Origin of the sequence: Paenibacillus violae (assembly GCF_032461945.1) — a bacterium.
Lineage (GTDB): Bacteria > Bacillota > Bacilli > Paenibacillales > NBRC-103111 > Paenibacillus_E > Paenibacillus_E violae.
Genome location: NZ_JAWCUD010000010.1, coordinates 136,289 through 158,156, shown reverse-complemented (window position 1 = coordinate 158,156; position 21,868 = coordinate 136,289). Strand labels below are relative to the sequence as shown.

At 47.0% G+C, this 21,868-nt stretch carries 19 protein-coding genes and 1 riboswitch; of the genes, 8 read left to right on the top strand and 11 right to left on the bottom strand.

Going from position 1 to position 21,868, the window contains the following annotated elements; all coding sequences use genetic code 11:
- Positions 1–97: 97 nt before the first annotated feature.
- Both RQP52_RS25495 and RQP52_RS25490 read right to left on the bottom strand, forming a co-directional pair.
- Positions 98–325, bottom strand: a complete 228-nt coding sequence (locus RQP52_RS25495; protein WP_315954439.1) for a cold-shock protein — start codon at positions 323–325, stop codon at positions 98–100.
- Between the two features lie 94 nt (positions 326–419).
- Positions 420–620, bottom strand: coding sequence for a cold-shock protein (locus tag RQP52_RS25490; RefSeq protein WP_127453854.1), 201 nt, complete (start codon positions 618–620; stop codon positions 420–422).
- Positions 621–960: 340 nt separating this feature from the next.
- Between RQP52_RS25490 and RQP52_RS25485 the strand changes: the two genes are divergently transcribed.
- Together RQP52_RS25485 and RQP52_RS25480 are read left to right on the top strand one after the other, a co-directional pair.
- A complete protein-coding gene (locus RQP52_RS25485) occupies positions 961–3,078 on the top strand; it encodes a multicopper oxidase family protein (protein ID WP_315954438.1) in 2,118 nt (705 codons plus the stop codon).
- Between the two features lie 94 nt (positions 3,079–3,172).
- Positions 3,173–3,272, top strand: a riboswitch (purine riboswitch).
- A 70-nt stretch (positions 3,273–3,342) separates the two neighbouring features.
- Complete coding sequence (locus RQP52_RS25480) at positions 3,343–4,683, top strand: 5'-deoxyadenosine deaminase (protein ID WP_315954437.1); 1,341 nt, start codon at positions 3,343–3,345, stop codon at positions 4,681–4,683.
- A 280-nt stretch (positions 4,684–4,963) separates the two neighbouring features.
- Here the strand turns inward: RQP52_RS25480 and RQP52_RS25475 are convergent, their stop codons facing one another.
- Positions 4,964–6,079, bottom strand: coding sequence for an amidohydrolase family protein (locus RQP52_RS25475; protein ID WP_315954436.1), 1,116 nt, complete (start codon positions 6,077–6,079; stop codon positions 4,964–4,966).
- 213 nt (positions 6,080–6,292) lie between these two features.
- Here RQP52_RS25475 and RQP52_RS25470 point away from each other — a divergent pair, with 213 nt between their 5' ends.
- From RQP52_RS25470 to RQP52_RS25445, 6 genes are all read left to right on the top strand, one after another.
- On the top strand, positions 6,293–7,366 hold the full coding sequence (locus tag RQP52_RS25470; protein WP_315954435.1) for a YncE family protein: 1,074 nt from the start codon (positions 6,293–6,295) through the stop codon (positions 7,364–7,366).
- An 803-nt stretch (positions 7,367–8,169) separates the two neighbouring features.
- Positions 8,170–9,132, top strand: coding sequence for a carbohydrate ABC transporter permease (locus RQP52_RS25465; protein WP_315954434.1), 963 nt, complete (start codon positions 8,170–8,172; stop codon positions 9,130–9,132).
- A complete protein-coding gene (locus RQP52_RS25460; RefSeq protein WP_379173421.1) occupies positions 9,129–9,980 on the top strand; it encodes a carbohydrate ABC transporter permease in 852 nt (283 codons plus the stop codon). The genes RQP52_RS25465 and RQP52_RS25460 overlap by 4 nt, the downstream gene beginning before the upstream one ends.
- Positions 9,981–10,067: 87 nt before the next feature.
- Entirely contained in the window at positions 10,068–11,819 is a 1,752-nt protein-coding gene (locus tag RQP52_RS25455; protein WP_315954585.1) for a cache domain-containing sensor histidine kinase, read from the top strand.
- Positions 11,797–13,398, top strand: coding sequence for a response regulator transcription factor (locus RQP52_RS25450; protein WP_315954433.1), 1,602 nt, complete (start codon positions 11,797–11,799; stop codon positions 13,396–13,398). The genes RQP52_RS25455 and RQP52_RS25450 overlap by 23 nt, the downstream gene beginning before the upstream one ends.
- Positions 13,399–13,549: 151 nt before the next feature.
- Positions 13,550–14,866 carry an ABC transporter substrate-binding protein gene (locus tag RQP52_RS25445; protein WP_315954432.1) on the top strand — a complete coding sequence of 439 codons (1,317 nt, stop codon included), beginning with the start codon at positions 13,550–13,552 and terminating at the stop codon, positions 14,864–14,866.
- Between the two features lie 273 nt (positions 14,867–15,139).
- Here RQP52_RS25445 and RQP52_RS25440 read toward each other — a convergent pair whose 3' ends face one another.
- From RQP52_RS25440 to RQP52_RS25405, 8 genes are all read right to left on the bottom strand, one after another.
- Positions 15,140–15,340 (bottom strand): cold-shock protein, encoded by a 201-nt coding sequence (locus RQP52_RS25440; RefSeq protein ID WP_126140957.1) that lies wholly within the window; start codon positions 15,338–15,340, stop codon positions 15,140–15,142.
- 170 nt (positions 15,341–15,510) lie between these two features.
- A complete protein-coding gene (locus tag RQP52_RS25435; RefSeq protein ID WP_315954431.1) occupies positions 15,511–15,729 on the bottom strand; it encodes a helix-turn-helix domain-containing protein in 219 nt (72 codons plus the stop codon).
- Positions 15,730–15,753: 24 nt separating this feature from the next.
- Positions 15,754–16,149: a pyrophosphohydrolase domain-containing protein gene (locus RQP52_RS25430; protein ID WP_315954430.1), complete on the bottom strand. Its 396-nt coding sequence runs from the start codon at positions 16,147–16,149 to the stop codon at positions 15,754–15,756.
- 65 nt (positions 16,150–16,214) lie between these two features.
- Positions 16,215–16,742 carry a C40 family peptidase gene (locus RQP52_RS25425; RefSeq protein ID WP_315954429.1) on the bottom strand — a complete coding sequence of 176 codons (528 nt, stop codon included), beginning with the start codon at positions 16,740–16,742 and terminating at the stop codon, positions 16,215–16,217.
- A 188-nt stretch (positions 16,743–16,930) separates the two neighbouring features.
- A complete protein-coding gene (locus tag RQP52_RS25420; protein ID WP_315954428.1) occupies positions 16,931–18,106 on the bottom strand; it encodes a response regulator in 1,176 nt (391 codons plus the stop codon).
- A gap of 4 nt (positions 18,107–18,110) precedes the next feature.
- Positions 18,111–19,877 carry a sensor histidine kinase gene (locus RQP52_RS25415; protein WP_315954427.1) on the bottom strand — a complete coding sequence of 589 codons (1,767 nt, stop codon included), beginning with the start codon at positions 19,875–19,877 and terminating at the stop codon, positions 18,111–18,113.
- A 141-nt stretch (positions 19,878–20,018) separates the two neighbouring features.
- Positions 20,019–20,861 carry a carbohydrate ABC transporter permease gene (locus RQP52_RS25410; protein WP_127454106.1) on the bottom strand — a complete coding sequence of 281 codons (843 nt, stop codon included), beginning with the start codon at positions 20,859–20,861 and terminating at the stop codon, positions 20,019–20,021.
- Positions 20,862–20,917: 56 nt separating this feature from the next.
- Positions 20,918–21,808 carry a carbohydrate ABC transporter permease gene (locus tag RQP52_RS25405; protein ID WP_181646517.1) on the bottom strand — a complete coding sequence of 297 codons (891 nt, stop codon included), beginning with the start codon at positions 21,806–21,808 and terminating at the stop codon, positions 20,918–20,920.
- Between the last annotated feature and the right edge of the window lie 60 nt (positions 21,809–21,868).

Genomic DNA, 21,868 nt, shown 5'->3' with positions numbered 1-21,868 from the left:
ATTCCTCCCTCACTTGCGATGGGCTATTTTCTTCCAATACGTGTCCATAATAACATAAAAAACCCGAAGACAGCAGAGTCTCCGGGCTTTTGTTATATTAAATTTGAACGCCTTTTTTGAGCGTTTTCTGATCAATGCTCGTGTTATTAACTAAAGGAAGTAACTTGACGCTTCGAACCATAGTGGACTGACACAAGTGGCAAGTCGGAACGTGATCAAATGTAAAATTATCTCGCATCCAGCCTTTACAACCTTCTTGTTCACAAGACCATATTGTCACATTTTCTAGAGGCATCTCTTCAAAGGACTTTTTTCTGGAATACATGATGGACCTCCTCAGCGTTTTACGTAAGTAAACTTCAATAGCTAAATTGAAAAAAGACTGCCATTACAAAGTAAAGGCAGTCTTTTAAATTATATTACAGTTTTACAACGTTTTCTGCTTGTGGTCCGCGGTTGCCTTGAACAACGCTGAACTCAACTTGTTGACCTTCATCCAAAGTTTTGAAACCTTCGCCTTGGATAGCGGAGAAGTGAACGAATACATCGTTGCCGCCTTCAACTTCGATGAAACCGAAACCTTTTTCTGCGTTAAACCATTTTACTGTACCAGTAGCCATGAGAAATACCTCCAAAAATTATTAACATGTTTTTTATTCTTCAAAGAGAAAAAATTCACACATTGCAAAAGGTTCACTAACAAAAATGAAAACCCTTTACAATATGTGAATTCAGGTTCTTTTTGTCGATTGGATTCATCATAACATATCACATTTGAAAACGCAAACTATTTCCAATTCTTACATGCTAATGAAATCGCTTACCCGACCCTGCTGGTGATTAAAGAAGATGAGCGTCCCCAACTTTAGTCTAGGTAGATACTTGGTCCCCGGACCGTTTGCCGCTTCAAGCAGCGACTCTATACTGAAGCTATCGTAAACACTTAGGAGGGGCTTCATTTTGTACAACATAAGTATTGGAACTATTCTGGCAGCTTCGTTGCTATTCGTGATATGCACCTGGATCGGGAGCGTGAAAGCTTCTCGACTGCTCTATAGCCGCACCATTGAACGCATGCATCGCAAAACGCGCAAGCTGTTGTTCTGGGCCTGGTTCCCAATTATTCCGGCCGCCGCTATTCTAGGCGCTATCGCTTGGATGCAGCAGACCATGCTCACTACCTTTTGGATCGATCACGTGTTCATCCAAGCACCGCTGATCCTTTTGCCGCTTCTCACCATCTGGTTCGTAGCCGTGCCTAAACTGCTCAAGCTGCGCTCGATCACCAAACAAGCACTTGGAGACACGCAGCAGGCAGCGCCTGTTGATTCAACAGCACATTTGAGAGCAGCAGCTCCAGGCCTCATCATTCCTTTTCAGATGGCAGCGCTCGCCGCATTAACTTCCTTTTACTTCGCACTAGTTCCGCCTGTTCCGTTCAAATGGCTTGATATTTCCATACCGCTGGCTGTCTTCGTGCTGGCAACGGCAGGACTTTGGTGGAGGCATCAGTTCCGTTACAGGGAGGTAAGCAAAATGGAAGCTTATACGGCCCCGGCCTTTTGGAAACGAGGCTTGGCTATGGTCTGTGTACTCGCCGTGCTGGGAGCATCAGGTTATTATCTTTTTAACTATGCCATGGACAAAAGTGAGCTGCCTCCCGAAATCGATATGGCAAGCGGGACGTACGATTACGGCGGTGTGATGCCGGCCGATATGAGTCAGCATAATCACCAAAGCGGAATGGCTGCAATGACCAGTAATTCAGGCAAAATGATCTCTGTCGCCGACCTGGCGGGTCCGCGCGAGGGGATACCTGATCGCCATTTTACACTAACCGCTCAGAAAAAGACTGTCACGCTCAGCTCCGGCAAAACCGTCGATGCCTGGACGTACAACGGGCAAATTCCGGGTCCCGAGCTTCGCATGAAAGAGGGAGAGTTGATCGAGGTTACACTCATTAACCAAGATATTGAGCAGGGCGTTACGGCGCATTGGCATGGTCTGGATGTGCCGAATGCCGAAGATGGCGTTGCGGGGGCCACACAAAATGCGGTCATGCCGGGTGAAACGTATACGTACCGCTTTCGCGCCGAGCAGGTCGGCACGTTCTGGTATCACTCTCATCAGGACTCGCGCGAAGCCGTCAGCATGGGACTCTTCGGGGCTTTGATCGTGGAGCCAAAAACGGAACCTTTTCAGCCTGTAAAAGACATTACCGTGATGACGCATCGTTGGAAAGGAGCTTCGATTGCCGTTGGCGCCTCGGATCAACTCGAACGCATGGCGATCGCTCCAGGAACGCCTGTCCGAATGCGGCTGATTAACACGGACGATTGGGTGAATCAAAACTATACACTCGTTGGCACCCACTTTGAGGTGGCGGCTATTGATGGAACAGAACTGAATAAGCCCGATGTGTTAACGAATACCCACGTAGTTGTTCCTACAGGTGGACGGTATGATATCACGTTCATCATGCCTGAGCGCCCGGTCTACTTAAATGTAGGAGGGAATCGGAGCGGAGGCATTCTTATGTCTTCCGATGGCAGTGGGGATGTCCCTGAGATTCCGCCTACCGTAGCCTTCGATCCTCTTACCTATGGTAACCCCGCGGCAACCGCTTTTGATGCGAGCAGCCGCTTCGATAGAGAATTTACGCTAATTCTGGACAATAAGCTCGGCATTTTTAACCGTAACTTTGATTTTCTCTACACTTTGAATGGAGAAGTATTTCCCAATGCGCCTATGTTTATGGTGAAGGAAGGGGATCTCGTTAAAACAACCTTCATTAACCGAGGAAATGTCGACCACCCGATGCATCTGCACGGACATCACGTGCTTGTCCTTTCGCGCAATGGAAAGCCCTCAACCGGCAGCCCTTGGTGGTCCGATACGCTGAACGTGATGCCGGGAGAGACGTATGAGGTCGCCTTTGTAGCCAATAATCCGGGATTATGGATGGATCACTGCCACAATCTTGTGCATGCCGCCGCAGGCATGTCAATGCACCTCATGTATGAAGGCGTGAAGACCCCTTATGCCGTGGGCAGCGGAACACAAAATCATCCCGAGTAAAAAGAGGGAGGGGATGTAGGGTTCGTGTTAGCATTCATAACATTTCGTTGACAAAAAGCCGATGCCCGTTTACGCTAGAGAAAAGCAGGAACTACACGAACTGAATAATCTCTTTCGTATAACCTTAATAATCGGATTAAGGGTCTCTACTTAGAAACCGTAAATTTCTAGCTACGAAGAATGTGCGCATTTGCATATTTTTCGTGGCTAGTTTTTTTATGTTCCTGACGTCATACAATAAACAGAAGTAGGAGGTTTATGCCCATGGCGACGATTCTTATTAAACAGGCAGAAATAGTAACAATGAACCGCGACGGGGATATTTTCGTTGGAGATCTGCTCATTGAAGACGACAGAATTAAGGCAATTGGACCTGATCTGGATGTGGACCCCGCACAAGTGGATAAGGTGATAGAAGCAAAGAACCGGACGGTCATTCCAGGCTTCGTGCAGACTCATATTCATTTGTGCCAAACGTTGTTCCGAGGCAAAGGGGACGATTTGGAGCTGATGGATTGGCTGAAACAGCGGATTTGGCCGCTGGAAGCCTCCCACGACGAGGAATCCATCTATTATTCCGCCTTGCTCGGCATCGGCGAGTTGATTCAAAGCGGTACAACGACCATCGTAGATATGGAGACGGTGCATCATACCGACTTCGCCTTCCAAGCCATCGCATCGAGCGGGATCCGCGCTTTGTCCGGCAAAGTGATGATGGACAAGGGCGATGAGGTGCCATTCCCTTTGCAAGAAAAAACATCCGAATCGCTCCAGCAAAGCGTCGATTTGCTCGAAAAATGGAATGGCCACGACGGCGGCCGCATTCAGTACGCGTTCTCGCCGCGATTCGTCATCTCTTGCACGGAAGAGCTGCTGCGTGAAGTACGCAGCTTATCCGAGCAGTACCAAGTGAAAGTGCATACGCACGCATCCGAGAATCTGGGCGAGATCGAGATTGTGCAGGCCGAGACCGGCATGCGCAATGTCGTGTATCTCGACCATCTGGGCTTAGCGAATGAGCGCCTCATTCTGGCGCACTGTATTTGGCTGGATGATGAGGAGAAGCGCATCATCCATGAGCGTGGCGTCCACGTGAGCCACTGCCCGGGCTCAAACTTGAAGCTTGCTTCGGGTATTGCCGAGACGCCCGACATGCTGAAGCTCGACATCTCCGTCTCGCTTGGCGCTGATGGCGCACCATGCAACAACAATCTCGACATGTTCAACGAGATGCGGCTGGCTGCGCTCATCCAGAAGCCCGTGCACGGACCGACGGCGATGAACGCGCAGACGGTCTTCCGCATGGCGACCATCGGCGGCGCCCGTGCGGTCGGTATGGAAAAAGAGATCGGCAGCCTCGAGGTCGGCAAAAAAGCCGACTTGGCGATCCTCGATCTCATCAATTTCCACACGTATCCGTCCTTCGACGTGGATCCGATCTCGCGCATCGTGTACTCCGCGACACGCGCGGATGTGGAGACAACGATCATTAACGGTCGGATCGTCATGGAAAACCGCATCATGCGGACGATCGACAAGGACATTGTCCTGCCTGAGGCAAACCGCTCGATCCAGCGGCTGCTGAAGCGCGCTAATCTTCGCTAACGAGAAAAAGCCAGCCTTCCACCGTATTCGTATGCGGTGGGGGCTGGCTTTTTCGCCATGCTTCACTGTTATCTGATTATTATCGCGGACGATGCACGACGCGTCTGCGAGAAAGTGTAAAAAGTACAGCAAACCTTTGCGTTTTAGCCTACTTTAGAAGTGTTCGTGCATTTTGTACATCAAAAACATTAGAGATTACCTAGAATGGGGTAATTATTCTAAATTTGATGTACTTTTTGCATGTTTTGATGTGACTAGCCATTACTCATCACGCTCATCACTATTTACCCCAAAGCAGCCTCCCAGCCTCTAGCTTCGAAAGCTTCGTAACATCACGATTTGCGTCCTTCTTCAGAATAGCTTCCTTCTGCGTTTTGGTAGCTGGTTCATTCTGAAGGATCGCATCTAAATTATCATAAGCCACTTTCTTGATCAGTGCAGGATCTCCGATAGCATCCATGACACGATACATCGCCTCGATGGCAGCATCCTCGCTTGCAAGTCCGAAGCCGGAGTCAGTGCTGAGCATAAACTTGTCAGGGAACTGCTTCATAACAGGCAGAAAATCCTCGATCCGGTTCGAACTTTCCAAATTAAGCACGGTAAACCCAGCAAAAAAATCCATATAGATGTTATCATGCTTTTCTAATAATTGTTTGATATTCTCAGGTGAATTATAGGCATTCGCATGACCGAAAATGAAGGTTGTCTTGGGATGTGCAGCCAAGGCTTCCTCCAATTTATCAATCACGAAGCCATTCGGTGGATCGATATGGAGTAGAATCGGCGCTTGATACTCCGCACACAACTCATAAATTTGCGGTAGAAAGCCGTCCATAGGATCCTTAGCCTTCCATTCCACTTTCGATACAACGGGAGAATTATACGAAGCGGCAGCAATTTCACCTAGTCCAAAATAGCCTTGTTCCAGATTATTCCTCACGACCTCCAAACTAGATGGATCATGAAGATCAAAGCCTGAGAAATAAGGCACAAAGAAATCCGGCTTTTCTATATAGGCATCCCAGGCATAGGCATCGGTTCGAATCGCGCTCGATTCCGATACATCCCCGAAAAGAACAATGCGATCCATTGCATCCCGCTTCCACATATTTTGCATGCTTATGTACTTCGAATCACTCGCATCATGGTTATGCGCATCCGAAAGCGGTATAGAGCCATACTGCTGAAGAAGATTGTTGAAACTTTTTTTCGCAAGCGTGGGTGGTGTACTCTCAACAGGTGTTGCCGCGGTTGTTGCTGCCAGGGAGGTTACAATCGCTGTCGGGTTGCTTGTCCTTTCCCTGAAATTAAGCGAGCTTAAGCCCCAAATCCCGGTTCCAATACAAACGCAAACGCTTACACCAACTAGCATACTTGACCTTTTTTTAGACATCTTAGACACTCCGCTCCTTTAGCAATCCCCTAAATACTCACCGCCTAAATTATACCATTATTTTCATTTTGTATAGAGAAAAACCGTCAAGAGGACCCTCTTAGCGGACTTATTGTTCTCTAAAACTCACCTGAGACAAAAGTACAAGTTTCCGATTCCCTTCGTCGACCATATACTATTGCATTCATTAAATACAGGGAAGGGGGGACTCCAATGGTCCACTTCTCAAAACCCCTTATACAAACTAAGGTCCAAGTTAAGATTAAACAAACCCATAACCCGCAAGTTATCAAAATTGTGCCCGTGGCTGGCCAAGTGGGTGATATTCGCGTTAATTCGTCTACAAGCCGCGTCTATTATGTCTTTGACGAGAATCTGGTAGGCGTACTGGACGGTAACACGAATAAAGTGATCGGCAGTGTGCAGACGGGAGATGGCGCTACATTTCTGGCTGTGAACACGCGTACCAACCGAATTTATTCAACAAACTTCCGAGCTGCAAACGTCACTGTTATTAATGGAAAAACAAACAAGGCCATCACCAACGTACCAGTCGGCGAGCGCCCTTTTGGTATTGCTGTTGATCGAATAAGAAATCGCATTTATGTCGCTAATACGAGTGGAACGATAAGCGTCATCGACGGCGGCACCAACCGTGTCCTGAAAACCATAATAGTCGGCGGATCACCGGCCCTTATCGCTATGGATAAACGAACTAATCGGGTCTATGTAACAAATGTAATGGAAGACTCTGTTCATGTTATCAACGGCTCTACGTTGAGCGTAATTAAAACGATTAAAGTAGGCAAAAATCCGATTATTACGCCGGGTATCATCCCTCAGACGAATCGGATTTATGTAGCTAATAATCTAAGCCGGTTTGCCTCTGTGATATCAGGTGCAACGCTCGGTAAAAGCACGCCCATTCAACTCGGAAAACTCCAAAGCGAGCTTGCCGTAAACGACCTAACGAATCGCATCTATCTGGCAAGCGCTCAGCAAGAGGGGAAAGGCAAACTGTTCGTGGTTAGCGGGCTAACAAATACGATTGCGGCAACCTTACCCATTCCCACGTTCTCTTCACTCCTCGTCAACCCGTTGACGAACCGTTATTATGTCGGAGATACGGACACCCGAGATTTGTTCGTGTACAGCGGACTAACGAATCGGCTGCTGGTCAAGCTGCGAACGGGGCAGTCAGCAGGGAACATGGCTTTGAATAAGCGAAGCAACCGGATTTATGTCGGCAATGAAAACTCGATCACCGTTGTTCAAGATCATAAATAATAAATAAGCCCCAAAACCCACAGAAGGTGGGCTTGGAGGCTTGTTTGTTTTGTGAAGCAAACGCTAGCCTGTGTCAACGATAAGACTCCCAGAAATAGTTGCCACTTTTTTCAATCTACATTTTAAAAATTTAAAATTCAAAATATTAAAACTTTAATATCCATTATATGATTCCCGTCTAAAAACAAGCGTTCATATAAATCTACTTTTCATTGTAATCCGTTCCCTATATTATCAGGCAGCCGTTAAAGAGGTGGCAATTATAGGGCTTATATCCGTAAAATTTCTAGATCAAAATTAAAAACACAGCAAGAAACACAATCTCCATCCCATTGGGATTAAGCGGATAATCTTGCTTCATCAGGTCCTCCCAAGTTATCTAAATTATCATACAATACTGATATTTTATAAGTAATACATATATATAAGTAAATTTTAATCACCAACAAAAAATAGTCAGAAAAATAAATCTATTATTTTAAGGTAGGTAGCAATGTAAAACTACCAAAAAAATAGCTAAAATGCATGAAATTCGCACAAAAAAACAGGGCAAAAAGAGGGAGGGTCATAAGCAATTGATGCTGCAAGCTGACCAAAAAGCTGAATTGCACTGTTGTGTGAAGTGATAGATAAGGAAAACCTTCATATAGACAAGCCATGGCCGAGAAAGCCTACAATCATGTTGCATGTTTTACCAGTGTTCGATTGTGAATGAAGTGTGTTCATTACTCTCATGTTTCAGAGGGCTGTTAGCTTTTATACTAAGCATAAAGATGTTCTGACATGAAAGGCGGTTATTCCCGATGAAAGCTGAAACGAGTATCGCTCCACAAAGAGTTCATTCCCGAAAAATAACATCATCCTTCACTTTGAAAGGCCGCTGGGAGTCGCCGTTTGCGGGGTATCTGTTTATTTCCCCTTGGCTCCTTGGGTTTCTGCTGCTGACACTTTGGCCGATGATCCAATCGATGTATTATTCCTTCACCAAATATACGCTGCTTGACGCTCCGGAATGGATTGGTTTGCGTAATTATGAGCGAATTTTTGCAGACGACGAGATTTTTCGACAGTCTTTGAAAATAACGATTCTGTTTGTCGTATTATCTGTGCCAATCAAGCTGTTTAGCGCTCTTATGGTGGCCATGATGCTCAACAAGAAAATTAAAGGAATTTCGGTATATCGCACGTTCATCTATCTGCCTTCTCTGATTGGAAGCAGCATTGCGGTAGCTATCCTTTGGCAAAATATTTTCGGCATGGACGGCTTTATTAATAAATTTCTTGGCATGCTCGGCATAAACGGCACCAGCTGGATCAGCAACCCCAAGACAGCTTTAGGAACATTGATCATCCTTGTCGCTTGGCAGTTCGGTTCATCCATGGTGATTTTCCTTGCAGGCCTTAAACAAATCCCCACCGAATTATATGAGGCATCATCCGTTGACGGCGCTTCGAAAGTAAGACAGTTTGTCAGTATTACCCTGCCTATGCTGTCCCCTGTTCTGCTGTTTAACCTTGTGCTGCAAACCATCGGTTCTTTCCAGATGTTCACGCAAGCCTTCATCATTACAAAAGGCGGCCCAATTAACTCGACTTATATGTACGCTTTGTACCTCTATGATCGCGCCTTTTCCCGATATGAGATGGGTTACGCCTCGGCGCTGGCCTGGATACTTCTTGTGGTCATCGCTGTTGTGACCGCAATCATTTTCGCCTCGTCCCGCTACTGGGTATTCTACGAAACAGAAGGAGCGAAAGGTAAATGAGAAACCCACTGATGTCATCTCGAACGTTAAGAACTCATTCCTTATTGGCTATATTCAGCTTAATCATGATCTATCCCATGCTGTGGTGGTTCGGAGCGGCTTTTAAATCCAATGCAGAAATGAGCTCTCCTTCTCTTCTGCCAAATGAGTGGTTGTGGAGCAACTTCAGCGAAGGTTGGGTCGCCATTCCTAAATTTACGTTTACCCATTTCTATATCAATACCTTTGAATTAATTGCCGGAGTGCTTATTACGTCTGTCATTTCCTGCAGTTTGGTCGCGTTCGGCTTCGCCCGGATGGATTTTCCGCTAAAGAACTTCTGGTTTGCCATCCTGATGGTTACGCTGATGCTGCCAAGCCAAGTTACTTTGGTGCCTCAGTACATCATGTTTAATACTTGGGGATGGGTGAATACGTACTTGCCCTTCTATGTGCCGCACGCCTTAGCTGGGGGGATTGGCGGCCCCTTCTTCATCTTCCTGCTGGTGCAGTTCATCCGCGGCATTCCGCGTGAGCTCGACGAGTCGGCCAAGATGGACGGCTGTAACTGGTTCGGTATCTACTGGCGAATTGTGCTTCCTCTTACAAAGCCAGCGCTCGTCACAGTCGCCATTTATTGCTTCCTTTGGAACTGGGACGACTTCTTCGGACACTTGCTTTATATTAACTCGGTTAGCAAATACACCGTCGGGCTTGCTTTGAAGCTGTTCGTGGACAGCCAGTCGGCACTGCCTTGGGGACAATTGCTGGCGATGTCGCTGCTATCCATCATCCCTTCGCTCATCATCTTTTTTATGGCGCAGCGCCATTTTGTTGACGGCATTGCCTCAGGTGCTGTGAAAGGCTAAAATGAAATAAATATGAAAAAGGTTGCGCATTTGGCAGCCTTTTTCCAGTTTAATAGCATCTTATGAGGGGGATCAGCCTTGTTTACTATGTTCAAGCGTGTCCGCATCGGCCGGCTGTTCTTTGGCAGTTTCGCTGCCTTCATCGCCGTGCTGCTGCTCGTCACCTCATGGATAAGCTACAGCCTCACTTCGCGCGAGCTGGCCAGCAATACCGCTAATTATCAGCAGGATCTATTAAATGAATTAAATAAACGTCTGGTCATTCAGCTAAACTCGATAGAGCAAATGTCGCTAGCCGCTTCCAGAAACATCGATATTATCGGATACGATCCACTCGAAAGCGACTTATTTGAGCGCAATCGCCGGAAGCAGGATTTGGAGAATTTGCTGGCAAGCATCACCTACAGCACAACCATGGTGCAGTCGATTTATTTGTATACGGAGCGGCCTTTTATGCCGGATTCGCAGGGTCCTATCCGCGTCTATAATTTGCAAAAGGTACGGGAGGAAGACTGGTTTCCGGATATTCAAAATAACGATTCGGCCTGGATTAAAGAACGGACGATTCAGACCAACAAAGGTCCGCTCGCTGTAATCGGCTATGCCAGGAAACTTTATAATAACTCCGGTATTTACTATGGCATGCTGATGCTGAACGTGAAATCTTCGGAAATTCAGGACTTGATTCGGGGGGAAACGGAAGGCCGAAGCCGGCTGTTATTCGATGCTAGCGGCAGGAAAATGACATCGATTGGGGATCAAAGTCTGCAAGGCGATGTACTGGATAAACTGAAAGTCATAAATGAAAAGTTCGGAAGCATACATCTGTCAGCCAAACAGCAAAGCGATTCCTTACTGGTATGGAGCAAATCGCCTTCCAACTGGATGTTGGTTGAGGTAACGCCTTGGAAGAACATCATTAACGGCAGTATCCGTCTGGCACTGATTCTCTTAACGGTAGGGCTTTCCGCTATTATTGTTGGATTTTTTGTCACGTTTTTTATTTCCAGACAATTTACCAAGCCCATCAGGTTACTGCTCGCCTTCATGAGCAAGCTGCCGGACCGGGGTTTTGTGGCAGACTTGCCCCAAGACTATACCAATGAGTTCGGAAACCTGTTTAACGGTTATCGCAAACAAATGGAACGCATTGAGGAGCTGCTGGATTCCTTGAAAGCTCAACATAAACGCCAGCGTGAAGCGGAAATTCAAGCGCTGCAAGCGATGATTAATCCGCATTTTTTATACAATACGTTGGATCAACTAAACTGGCTAGCCATTGATTCAGGCCAAGACAAAATTAGTAAAATTCTCTCCTTGATGGGCAAAATGTTCCGTATCGGCCTATCTAACGGGGAGACGCTCATTCCGATCGCCGACGAGATCACACATGTCGAATGTTATTTGCAAATTCAACAAATCCGCTGGGGCGACCGATTGTCATTCACCATTAACGTCGACGACTCCGCCAGAGAGCTCTACATTCCGAGGTTAACGCTGCAACCTTTTATAGAGAATGCCATTATTCATGGTTTCCACGGCAGAAAAAAAGGCGAGATCCAGGTGAACGTACAGCTGGTCAATCAAGACATCCAATTCCAGATTGAGGATGACGGTGTAGGGCTGCGTCCCGATTGGAATCAACCAAAGGTAAGAAAGACGGGCGGTTATGGTGTGCGCAACGTGAAGGAGCGGATTGAAGCCTATTTCGGGCCTCCCTACGGCGTTCAAATGACCAGTTCTAAAGGCAATGGCACGCTTGTCACGGTTCTGCTGCCACAAATTCAATACAAAGAACAGGTGGAGGAGCGGTATTATGTGGAAAATACTCATCATTGACGATGACTTTCAAGTGCTCGAAGGCATGAAAAAGGCGATTCCTTGGGAAGCCATTGACGCTGAATTCGCGGGCGAGGCCAGCGACGGCGCCGAGGGGCTGGAGATGATCAGCCAGACCCAGCCGGATATCGTCATTACGGACATTTACATGCCTGTGATGAACGGGCTTGAAATGATCGAAAAACTCCGGGAAGCGAACTTTCCAGGGGAGATCATTATCCTGAGCGGGTACACCGATTTCCAATATGCCCGGCAAGCATTGCGACTGCATGTCAGTGACTATTTATCCAAACCCGTTACCGTAGATGAGCTTCGGACTGTGCTGGAGAAAGTCATTAAAGAACTAGAAGCCAAAGAGCTTATCAAGATGGAACAAGAAGACATTAGAAAAAAGCTGATGCTCTATGAACCATTCGGGCAGCAGGAATGGTTGAAATCGGTCATGACGGGGACGTCCCATAAATGGGTTTCCGGCCTAAATCTCCCTCCCGCTGAGCAGCAGCACTGGATTCATCGCCATCACCTTGTCATGGGCATTGAGTTGATGAGCACAATACGCACGGCAAACCTGTCGCTGATCGATTGGAATTTATTCCGTTTTGCGCTGGCTAATATCATTCAGGAAATTTTATCGGAAGATTGGCCTGAATCCGACTTCATCGAGCTTCACAGCCATCATGCTGCGATCATGTTTCATATTGAACCTTCGGAGCCTGCTGACGCATCCCTTGGCCGCATTCGCGCAATCGGCAACCGGATTACTGACTGTGTGCTTATGTATCTTAAACTGAACATCCGTATTGGAATAGGTCAAGTGAAAACAGCTTGGCAGGAAATATCCGATTCCACCGAGGAGGCTTTCCTGGATCTGCTCCAGCAAACGATGACTCCGCAGCTAGGCAAACCAACCTCCCTGCCATCGGATTTGGCGATTCGGCCAATCAAGTTTTATCAGGAACTTGCGGAAGCCATTGTGTATTCGAAGGAAGAGACTGCTTCACAAATTGTAGATGCCTATATTCATCAATTGCAGCAGATGCCAACGATAACGCCTGCTTACTTACAGTATCTCTGCACAGAGTTATGGACGATCTTCGCCTACTCCCTGTACAGTGTTGGCATTGTGCTGGATGAACTATTTCCGGACATGCATCTGCCGTCGGAAATCATGCAAATTCAAACGACAACCCACTTGCAAGAGTGGCTGCGCGCCAAAATTCATATCATCGCCACCAGCCGGCATTGGAATGAGAATTCGAAACATAAAGAAGCTGTCGATTTCATGATTCAATATGCGCATGACCACTATGCCGAAGAGGTATCCTTGGAAGATATGTCGAAAAAACTGTACTTATCCCGGAACTATTTGAACCAGATTTTCAAAAAATCAACCGGCGAAACGTTCACCAACTACCTGATTCAGGTTCGAATGAAGAAAGCGCAGGCCCTTCTGGCCGAAGGCAAACATCTCATTTATGAAATTTCTGAGAAGGTTGGATACAAGAACGTTCCTTACTTCAGCTCTATTTTCAAAAAGTATACAGGCATGAGTCCAAGCGAAGTAGGCAAAAGCGGTTAACCGTCGTTCATGAAATGAAGCATCCGTTTTGTGCTTTGTAATTTTGTGATCAAAAGTGAAAGAAGTGTGTTCATTACTATCATTCTTCATTTTTTCCGTTAATCCTATAATGAGATTGTAGGGAAGACTAGCTAGCGAGAGGGGATTATCAATGAAAATGCAGATGAGACAATGGGGCATGCTCAGCATGACTGCTTTGATAGCGCTGTCTTTAAGCGCATGCGGTTCTGGGAATAAAGCAAGTACAGCAGGAGGTAGCACAGCTGCAACGACAGCGCCGAACGCTGCAAGCACGCAACCTGTGAAACTGCGTATTGTATGGTGGGGCTCACAAGCAAGACACGATGCTACGCTAAAAGCACTGGATGCTTATACGAAAAAACATCCGAATGTGACCTTCGAACCGGAATTTTCGGGATTTGACGGTTACGCCGATAAGCTCGCTACCCAGGCAGCCGCCAAAAATGCGCCTGATATCATTCAAATGGACCCGGCTTGGCTTTCCGAATATGCGGGCAGAAACCAGCTTGCTGACTTATCGAAAGGCATTCGCACTGAAGATATCGACAAGTCGCTCGTAGACTCAGGCAAGTACAAAGATAAACTTTACGCTATCCCGTTAGGCAATAACGCAACCGGTATGATCTATAACAAAAATGCGGTTGATAAACTCGGAATCACGCCACCTAAAAATAACTGGACATGGGATGAATACTTCCAATTCGGTAAAGATGCCAAAGCCAAGCTGGAAAAAGATAAATATGTCTTGATGGACGCAACATCTGACTATACGGTCTACACCGCTTATCAACTGAGCCAAGGCAAGGGCTATCCGATTACGGAAGACGGCAAATTCAACATCGACAAAGACACCTATCTAACTTTTGTTAAAAAATATGCCGAGCTTCGCACAGCCGGTGTCATTCCTCCGGCAGAAATTGCGACCACGGATAAAGAGTCTGATGCAAAGCTCGACCTCATGAACAATGACAACGTATTTATGAAGCGTACTTTCGCTGCTCTGCTGCCTGGTTATGAAGCTGTAAAACCTAACGTTTATTCCCTTGTGAATCAACCGAAAGGCGTGCAATCCAGCGGTTGGCTGAAGCCTTCCATGTTCTGGTCTGTGAGCGCGGATTCCAAGTATGCTGAAGAATCCAAGAAGTTCATCGACTGGTTCGTGAATGACAGCGAAGCGGCAGATATTCTAACCACAACACGGGGCGTGCCGGTTTCCAAGAAAATGCTCGAGTATTTAACACCGAAACTCACCCCTGCTGATAAAATGCAAATTGAACTTATTAAGAATGTAGCTCCTGACGCTCAACCTTTCAATGCCGGGGCTAAAGGCTGGAGCAACTACACAGCGAAGGATTTCAAAACGATCGGCGAGAAAGTCATGTTCGGCAAAATCACACCGGAAGCTGCTTATGACGAGCTTGTGAAAAAGGCGAAAGAGTATCAGTAAATTCTCATCGACAGACAAGTATCAAGAAGGGCTGCCCCGAAGTAGATCATCTACTCAAGGGGCAGCCCTTTTTCATGGCACGGACGCCTCCTGAGAGGCTTCTGAGCACGTCTCTGTTCCGTTTTCTGAGCAGTAGCGGATAAAGGTCCTTCAAGCCCTCGAACGTATCGTAAAACGCCTCGTAGGGGCTATCGCAGTTCCCGACGCAAAAAAACAACTCTTAACATAATGTTAAGAGTTGTTCTCCGAACTGCTATCTATGCAAGCAAAAGCTTACAGCTTTACAACGTTCTCAGCTTGTGGTCCGCGGTTGCCTTGAACAACGTTGAACTCAACTTGTTGACCTTCGTCTAAAGTTTTGAAGCCTTCGCCTTGAATTGCGGAGAAGTGTACGAATACATCGTTGCCGCCTTCTACTTCGATAAAGCCAAATCCTTTTTCTGCGTTAAACCATTTAACTGTTCCTACTGCCATGGGTAATACCTCCAAAGTTTTAATTAACATGTCTTTTTTCTTGTTTCGAACAAAAAAATTACACATTGGAAAAGGTTTCACAAACTAAAATGATAACCCTTTGCAATAAGCAATTCAGGTTTTACCCCAAAGACTATTAATACTGTACCACACATATTTGGCTAATGCAATTACCCTTCAGAGGCATTTCTTACTAAGGATAAGAGTTCCTCTTTATCCTCTATTTTCAAGGCAATTGTTAGAGCAATTACGACATCATTCGACGGTTGTATTCGACCATTTTCGATGGCATTCAGGATAGAATAACTGACGCCCGCTTTCTCGCCAAGTTTGCGCAGCGTTAGATTTTGCTGTTGTCTCAGCTCTTTCAGCCTGGTATGAAATAACATGCCTCTTCCTCCTCCACTGAAAACTTATTTATCGTCCATCTGCCTGCGAATTTCTGCTCTAATTTTGTCGAAAGGGTCCTGCCAGTCGGGGGGCTTAATGGTTTTGCCAAATTCGTTCTTATGGACTAGACCGTCCGACCACACTTTGGACATGTTAGCATGATGCACGATGTCAAAAATCGGCCCCGGCTCGACTCCCATCTCGACTAAGGTACCCAACACGAAGTACAACTCATCGATCATGGCATCCACTTCGTCTTCCAGTGTCGCCGCCTCTTTGAACTCGTCCAGCTCTTCTTGCATCCAAGCCAGGCGAGCCGCCTTGCGGCTCTCCGACAAGCGCTGCGGAGTTGTGCCTACCGGGTGCTCAAAGGTCTGGTGGAACTTTTTCACATCGTTAAAAGCATTCTTCAAGTTCATTATGGCTTCCCTGCTCCCTTATGTAGGTTTTCTTTTATATACCATTAAAGAGAGCCATCGGTCAATTACAACCGACGGCCTGTGATAAACCGATTTTTCCAGTAGCTATCATTCATATCCAGCATGACGACGCCGGAGCTCGCCGTGTTGCTCACGAACTTGCCATTACCGACATAGATGCCCACATGATTAATACGGCCGGGCTTGGACGTACTGAAGAAGACGAGATCGCCTTCGCGCAGGTTCGCTTTCTTCTTAACGGCTGTCCCCAACTTCGCTTGATCAGCCGAACTCCATGGGATCGTGATCCCGTTCTTCTTGAAAACCATCTGTGTAAAAGAGGAACAATCCAGAATCAAACGTGACGTGTCTCTTACGCCAAATTTGTAACGCACTTTACCGATATAGGATCGTGCCGTGCGCACAACACCGCTTGCTTTGCTTGTGCTCGTGGCGCTATATGCTGCGGTTGTTGTGGAATCACTCGCAGCAGCTAAGGCTGACTGAGGTCCGAATAACATCGTTCCGGACGTTAATAAGGAAAGCGCCAGGCCAATTCCCACGAATGATTTGCTAAGGCGGCTCTTTTTCACTAGTAACTTGATGGGATATCCTCCTTCATGGATCATGGTGATGGGCTTGTTTGGCCCTGGGTCCACCATAACACACATAAAAGGACCGGTATTTACCAGTCCTACGAGATATCCAAGCGGCGCCTAGCTTTAAGCGCTATTATTAGAATTTGCTGAAAGTTGGCTGAGCCGCTAACTCTTGACAACTCTCACACCGTGTTCGGCGTCTGCTCATTTCGATACTCAGAGGGGGTCACACCGTACTTCTTGCGAAACACCTGCGAGAAATGACGCATGTCTTGATAACCGATTCGATCGGCGACGTCCGCCAGTTTCAGCTTAGGGTTCAAAAGAAGCTGCTTCGCCTGTTCCAGACGAAGATGCGTAACATATTCCTTGAATCCCTGGCCTATCTTCTGTTTGAATAACTGACTGAAATAAACCGGATTCAAGTAAACGATCGCTGCGACCTTCTCCAGCGACAGGTCGTCATGATAGTGCGTGCGAATATATTGCAAAGCCACATCGACCGAGCGGTCGCTGCCGCTCGCATGATGCTCGTAGACCTGCGTCGTCGAAGCTTGACGCATGCGCTGTACTTCGGCTGGCACCGCCTCGAAGCGGTTGATCTGTTCGGAGCTCATAATCTGAAAGGGCACCTTCAAATACTTCACGAGGTGGCTGCGCAGCTCATCCACGAGTGTGGTTAAGAGCGCGGCGTCCGGCAGTGTGACGATGCCGAGCAGGCTTTTGCTGTCGTGCACTGTTACGAAACCTTTGCCGTAGCGCTCGATCAGCTCTTGAAGGACGTTCTCGATAATGAAATTTTCGAGGAAAACGGCCTTATCGCTCTCCATTTTCACCATAATCAGATGGAAATACGGGTGCTGCTCCATGAAGGGCTTCATATCGATGCGCCCGGTATCCAGTCCTTGCGCAAAGCGCTGAAAGACAGCTTCCTGCAAATACTTGCGGTTCGCTTTCAGGAGCTCAGACTCCTCGTTCAGCTCGATTTCGTGAGCGATTTCCTCGCCAAGCTTCCGGATCATCTCGCTGAGCACCTCTTTGCCGATCGGCTTCAGCAAATAATCCTTGGCCCCGAGCCGCACAGCTTCCTGCGCATACGAAAATTCGGAATACGCGGATATGACCACCCATTTCACATTCGGATGCCGGCTCCGGGACATATTCATAAGTTCCAGCCCTGTCATTCCCGGCATGAGAATGTCGGTGAGGACGATTTGAATGCGGTGGCTCCGCAGCAAAGCAATCGCTTGCTCCGCGTTCGCCGCGAGATGAACCTGATGCTCGGGGAAGCGGTTGAGCAGCGTACGCTGGATGCCCTCCCGGATCACCGTTTCATCGTCTACGATGAGAATGTCCATGGTTTTACTCTCCTTTCCGAGGAAGCGGCATCGCAATGATGACGGTCGTTCCTTCCCCCTGCTTGCTATGAATGCGAAGTCCATAAATATCTCCGAACATAAGAACAATCCGGCGATGCACGTTGGTAATGCCAATGCCTCGTCTAGTTTGTCCGGATGCACCGGTTGTCTGTGGAGATTGCAGAGACGCCATCGCACCGTCGATATCCGATGCGTCCTTGATCAGCTGTTCCTGCATGCACTGGAGGGCACTCTCCTCGATGCCGACACCGTTATCCTCAATCACAATCCGCAGCTCATGCTCGCTGATCTCCGTGTAGACCCGCAGCACGCCAGGACGATCGAGCGGCTCCAGCCCGTATTTGACCGCATTCTCAATGATTGGCTGAAGCGTCATTTTCGGAAGAACCACATCCAGACACTCCTGCGCAACGTCCAATACGGTGCTGACCCTGCCTTCTAAGCGGCTCTCAATGATCGTCATATAATGACGCATTTGATCCAGCTCTTGGCGAAGGGTTGTCTTCGAGGCCTCCTGCCAGTCACTGCTGTAGCGGAACATATGGGACAAAGCCAAAATAACTTTACCTAAACGGTCGTTCTCCCGCTCGTCTAACATCCAATAAATCATATCCAGCGTATTATAGAGAAAATGCGGATTAACTTGAGATTGCAGCGCTTGCAGCTCCGCGTTCTTCTCACTTACGGTGGCGAGCGTAATGCGATCAATCAGCTCATCCATCCGATTCACCATGCGGTTAAAGGAAGACACGAGCGAGTTAATTTCTTCGAACGATTTGACCGTTACTGACCCTTTGAAATTCCCCATCTCCACCTGCTTCATCTCCCGTATCAGCAGCTTAAGAGGTGAGGAAATATTCTGGGAAATAATACTCGCAAGCACCAAGGATAGGAACACCACCGCCAGGATCACGAGGTACAGGTACTCTCTCGTTTTCACAACCTCAGAGTTAATATCACCTTTGGGAGTTAAACCGAATACGGTCCAATCGGACATCTTCGCTTTAGCGGAAACAATCAGTTGTTCCGTTCGGTCATCCACGACGATCTCATTGTTTTGCGGGCGCGGCAGGCCTCCGAAAGAAGGTGGACTGTCCTTTTCTCCCGCGGTAGAGGCAATCATATGATCTTCCTTATCGACGATATACACCTGGCTGTTCGGGGAAATCCTCACGTTCGAAAGCGCCGCCAGAATCGGCTGCGGGTTCGTTTCAATCACCAGCACGCCAATCAAGCGATGATCGGTTAAATCGTACAGTTTGCGTCCGAATACGAAAACAGAATCTTGCTGAAACCGGTTGATGATCGAGCCTTTGGATAGACCCAGCCAAACCATCTCACCGGAGGAATCCTGCAGCTTATGGTACCAGGCCGTACTGGCATAGTCCGCATTTATGACGCTGTCAAAACCACGTTCATAGTTATAGTTTTTGCCCGCATTCGTAATGATATGAATTCCGACAATGTCATCTCTGGAGTAGTAGGCTGCTCCCATGATATTCGTAATGGTGCGCTCATTAATGATATTGACCGCTTCATCTTTGCTTGTGTCACGGTCATGGATTAACCTGAGCATCTCATAGTTGCTGTTGAGCGATTTCGTAATGCTGTCATAACCCTGCAGCAGCAGATCAAAGAGACCTACCGTCTGGGAAATATTTTTCTCCGCCAAATCACTGATTTTGCTATGAATAATGTCCGTTGTTTTCTTGTAATAGAGCACGCTTACCAAAGTTAAAAGGATCAGCATGCAGGAAATAAAAAGCAAAAACAGCCGGCTATGAATAGAATGAAGGCCCCGTGTCACTTCGAAATCGGTCCCCTTTCGTTAGTCGTTACAGGCTATCATATCACAGGCTGTTTCCTAAACGGCAAAAAGAGAGGGGTGAAGTTAACCCTTCACCGCTCCCGCTACCATACCTTTTGTAATTTTATCGGCTAATAAGAAATAAATGATAATGACCGGCAGCGCACCTAACACGAGAAACGCACCGATAGCTCCGTAATTAACCGAATATTGACTGACGAAGCTGTTCACCCCGAAAGGCAGCGTTTTGAGCCGCTCCGACGAAATGAATGTCGCCGCAAGAATGTATTCGTTCCAAATATTGATGAAGGTCAAGATACACACCGTCATCATCGGAGGAATCGAAATCGGAAGAATAATACTTCCAAAGATTCGGAAAACCCCCGCGCCGTCTACGACAGCAGATTCTTCAATCTCAGCCGGAATGGATTTCATGAAGCCGCTGAGGATAAAGACCGCAATTGGCGTCTGAAACGCGATATAAGGCAAGATGATGGATAGATGCGTGTTCAAAGCATTCAAGTTTTTGAAAATAATCATCAGCGGCAGCAATGTCGCTTGCATCGGGACCATCATCCCGATCAGGAAGATGATCATGACGACTTGGCCATATTTCCACTTGAACCTTGTAATGGCGAAAGAAACCAAGGAACTAAGCAAGATAACGCAGACCATTGTAACCGATGTGACGAAAAGACTGTTTTTCAAGTACTGGAAGTAATGCCCCGCCTCTACAGCCGAGGAGAAGTTCTTCCATTGAAGCACTTGGGGGAGGGCGAAAAACCGCCCCGACAAGATTTCCTCATTCGTTTTTAACGAGTAAATGAACAACCAAAGCAATGGATACACTTGTGTAACTACGAGCAACGACAAGAGTGCAATGACCAAAACTTTCAGGATAGAGAAGCTTTTGCGTCTCCGAGTCATTGCAGGTGCAGCTACCGCTGCTTTCCTGACATCTTGCATGGTGACACTCCCCTTCCTTAAGTAAATCTTCTCTCTAGTTTATTAAAGATACCATTGATAATTACAGTTGCAATCAAACATAAGACAACCAAGAAGGCAGCAATCGCACTACCATATCCATACTTCATGGATAGGAACGACATGTTGTACATATGCGTGGAAATAACGTCTGTGGCATGAGCCGGACCACCTCCGGTCATAACCATGACCATGTCAAACGCTTGTAAAGAGCCGATAAAGGCAAGAACGATCGATATTTTGAAAATCGGAATATTCATAGGGAAAGTGATATACCAGTCGGCTTTAAGGCCCTCCGCTCCATCAATCCGCGCTGCTTCGTAAATATCGGCAGGGATGTTCTGAATGCCGGTGAACTGGATCAAAGTGTGGTACCCCAGGTACTGCCACAGGGCTACGAAATACAGAGAGTACATAGCAATCTTCGGATCCGTTAACCAGGATCTCGACCAGCTATGCAAATTCAACATGTCCAATACTTGATTGAGCATACCGCCCATTGCGGCAGGGTTATAGATGGTTTTCCAGAGCTGTCCGACGATAACAACGGACAAAATAACCGGTAAGAAGTAAGCAGAAACTAGAAAATTCGGCTTTTTGATGAATCGGTTCAAGAGAACGGCTACACCTAATGCAATTGGAATTTCAACCATTGAAAATACGGCAAACATTAAAGTCCGTTTCACGGACGGCCAAAACACAGGATCATGAAACAACAAGTTACGGAAATTATCCAAACCAACGAATTTTGCACCGCTGATCCCGTTCCAATCCAGCAATCCACTATATAACGATACTAGAATCGGTACAAAAACGAGACAGACATAAATCAACAAACATGGCAGTACAAACATGGCAATCGTCCACTTGGAGACTCTTAACACATTCACTTGGCTCGCCTCCTTCATGAGATATACCAATCGGAATTCACCCTCTACACCCTTGCGGCG

What these genes read in the sequence shown, in the direction of transcription:
- RQP52_RS25495 (WP_315954439.1), bottom strand. Translation starts at nt 325, where the DNA reads ATGTATTCCAGAAAAAAGTCCTTTGAAGAGATGCCTCTAGAAAATGTG.
- RQP52_RS25490 (WP_127453854.1), bottom strand. Translation starts at nt 620, where the DNA reads ATGGCTACTGGTACAGTAAAATGGTTTAACGCAGAAAAAGGTTTCGGT.
- RQP52_RS25480 (WP_315954437.1), top strand. Translation starts at nt 3,343, where the DNA reads ATGGCGACGATTCTTATTAAACAGGCAGAAATAGTAACAATGAACCGC.
- RQP52_RS25475 (WP_315954436.1), bottom strand. Translation starts at nt 6,079, where the DNA reads ATGTCTAAAAAAAGGTCAAGTATGCTAGTTGGTGTAAGCGTTTGCGTT.
- RQP52_RS25470 (WP_315954435.1), top strand. Translation starts at nt 6,293, where the DNA reads ATGGTCCACTTCTCAAAACCCCTTATACAAACTAAGGTCCAAGTTAAG.
- RQP52_RS25465 (WP_315954434.1), top strand. Translation starts at nt 8,170, where the DNA reads ATGAAAGCTGAAACGAGTATCGCTCCACAAAGAGTTCATTCCCGAAAA.
- RQP52_RS25460 (WP_379173421.1), top strand. Translation starts at nt 9,129, where the DNA reads ATGAGAAACCCACTGATGTCATCTCGAACGTTAAGAACTCATTCCTTA.
- RQP52_RS25455 (WP_315954585.1), top strand. Translation starts at nt 10,068, where the DNA reads ATGTTCAAGCGTGTCCGCATCGGCCGGCTGTTCTTTGGCAGTTTCGCT.
- RQP52_RS25450 (WP_315954433.1), top strand. Translation starts at nt 11,797, where the DNA reads ATGTGGAAAATACTCATCATTGACGATGACTTTCAAGTGCTCGAAGGC.
- RQP52_RS25445 (WP_315954432.1), top strand. Translation starts at nt 13,550, where the DNA reads ATGAAAATGCAGATGAGACAATGGGGCATGCTCAGCATGACTGCTTTG.
- RQP52_RS25440 (WP_126140957.1), bottom strand. Translation starts at nt 15,340, where the DNA reads ATGGCAGTAGGAACAGTTAAATGGTTTAACGCAGAAAAAGGATTTGGC.
- RQP52_RS25435 (WP_315954431.1), bottom strand. Translation starts at nt 15,729, where the DNA reads ATGTTATTTCATACCAGGCTGAAAGAGCTGAGACAACAGCAAAATCTA.
- RQP52_RS25430 (WP_315954430.1), bottom strand. Translation starts at nt 16,149, where the DNA reads ATGAACTTGAAGAATGCTTTTAACGATGTGAAAAAGTTCCACCAGACC.
- RQP52_RS25420 (WP_315954428.1), bottom strand. Translation starts at nt 18,106, where the DNA reads ATGGACATTCTCATCGTAGACGATGAAACGGTGATCCGGGAGGGCATC.
- RQP52_RS25415 (WP_315954427.1), bottom strand. Translation starts at nt 19,877, where the DNA reads ATGCTGATCCTTTTAACTTTGGTAAGCGTGCTCTATTACAAGAAAACA.
- RQP52_RS25410 (WP_127454106.1), bottom strand. Translation starts at nt 20,861, where the DNA reads ATGACTCGGAGACGCAAAAGCTTCTCTATCCTGAAAGTTTTGGTCATT.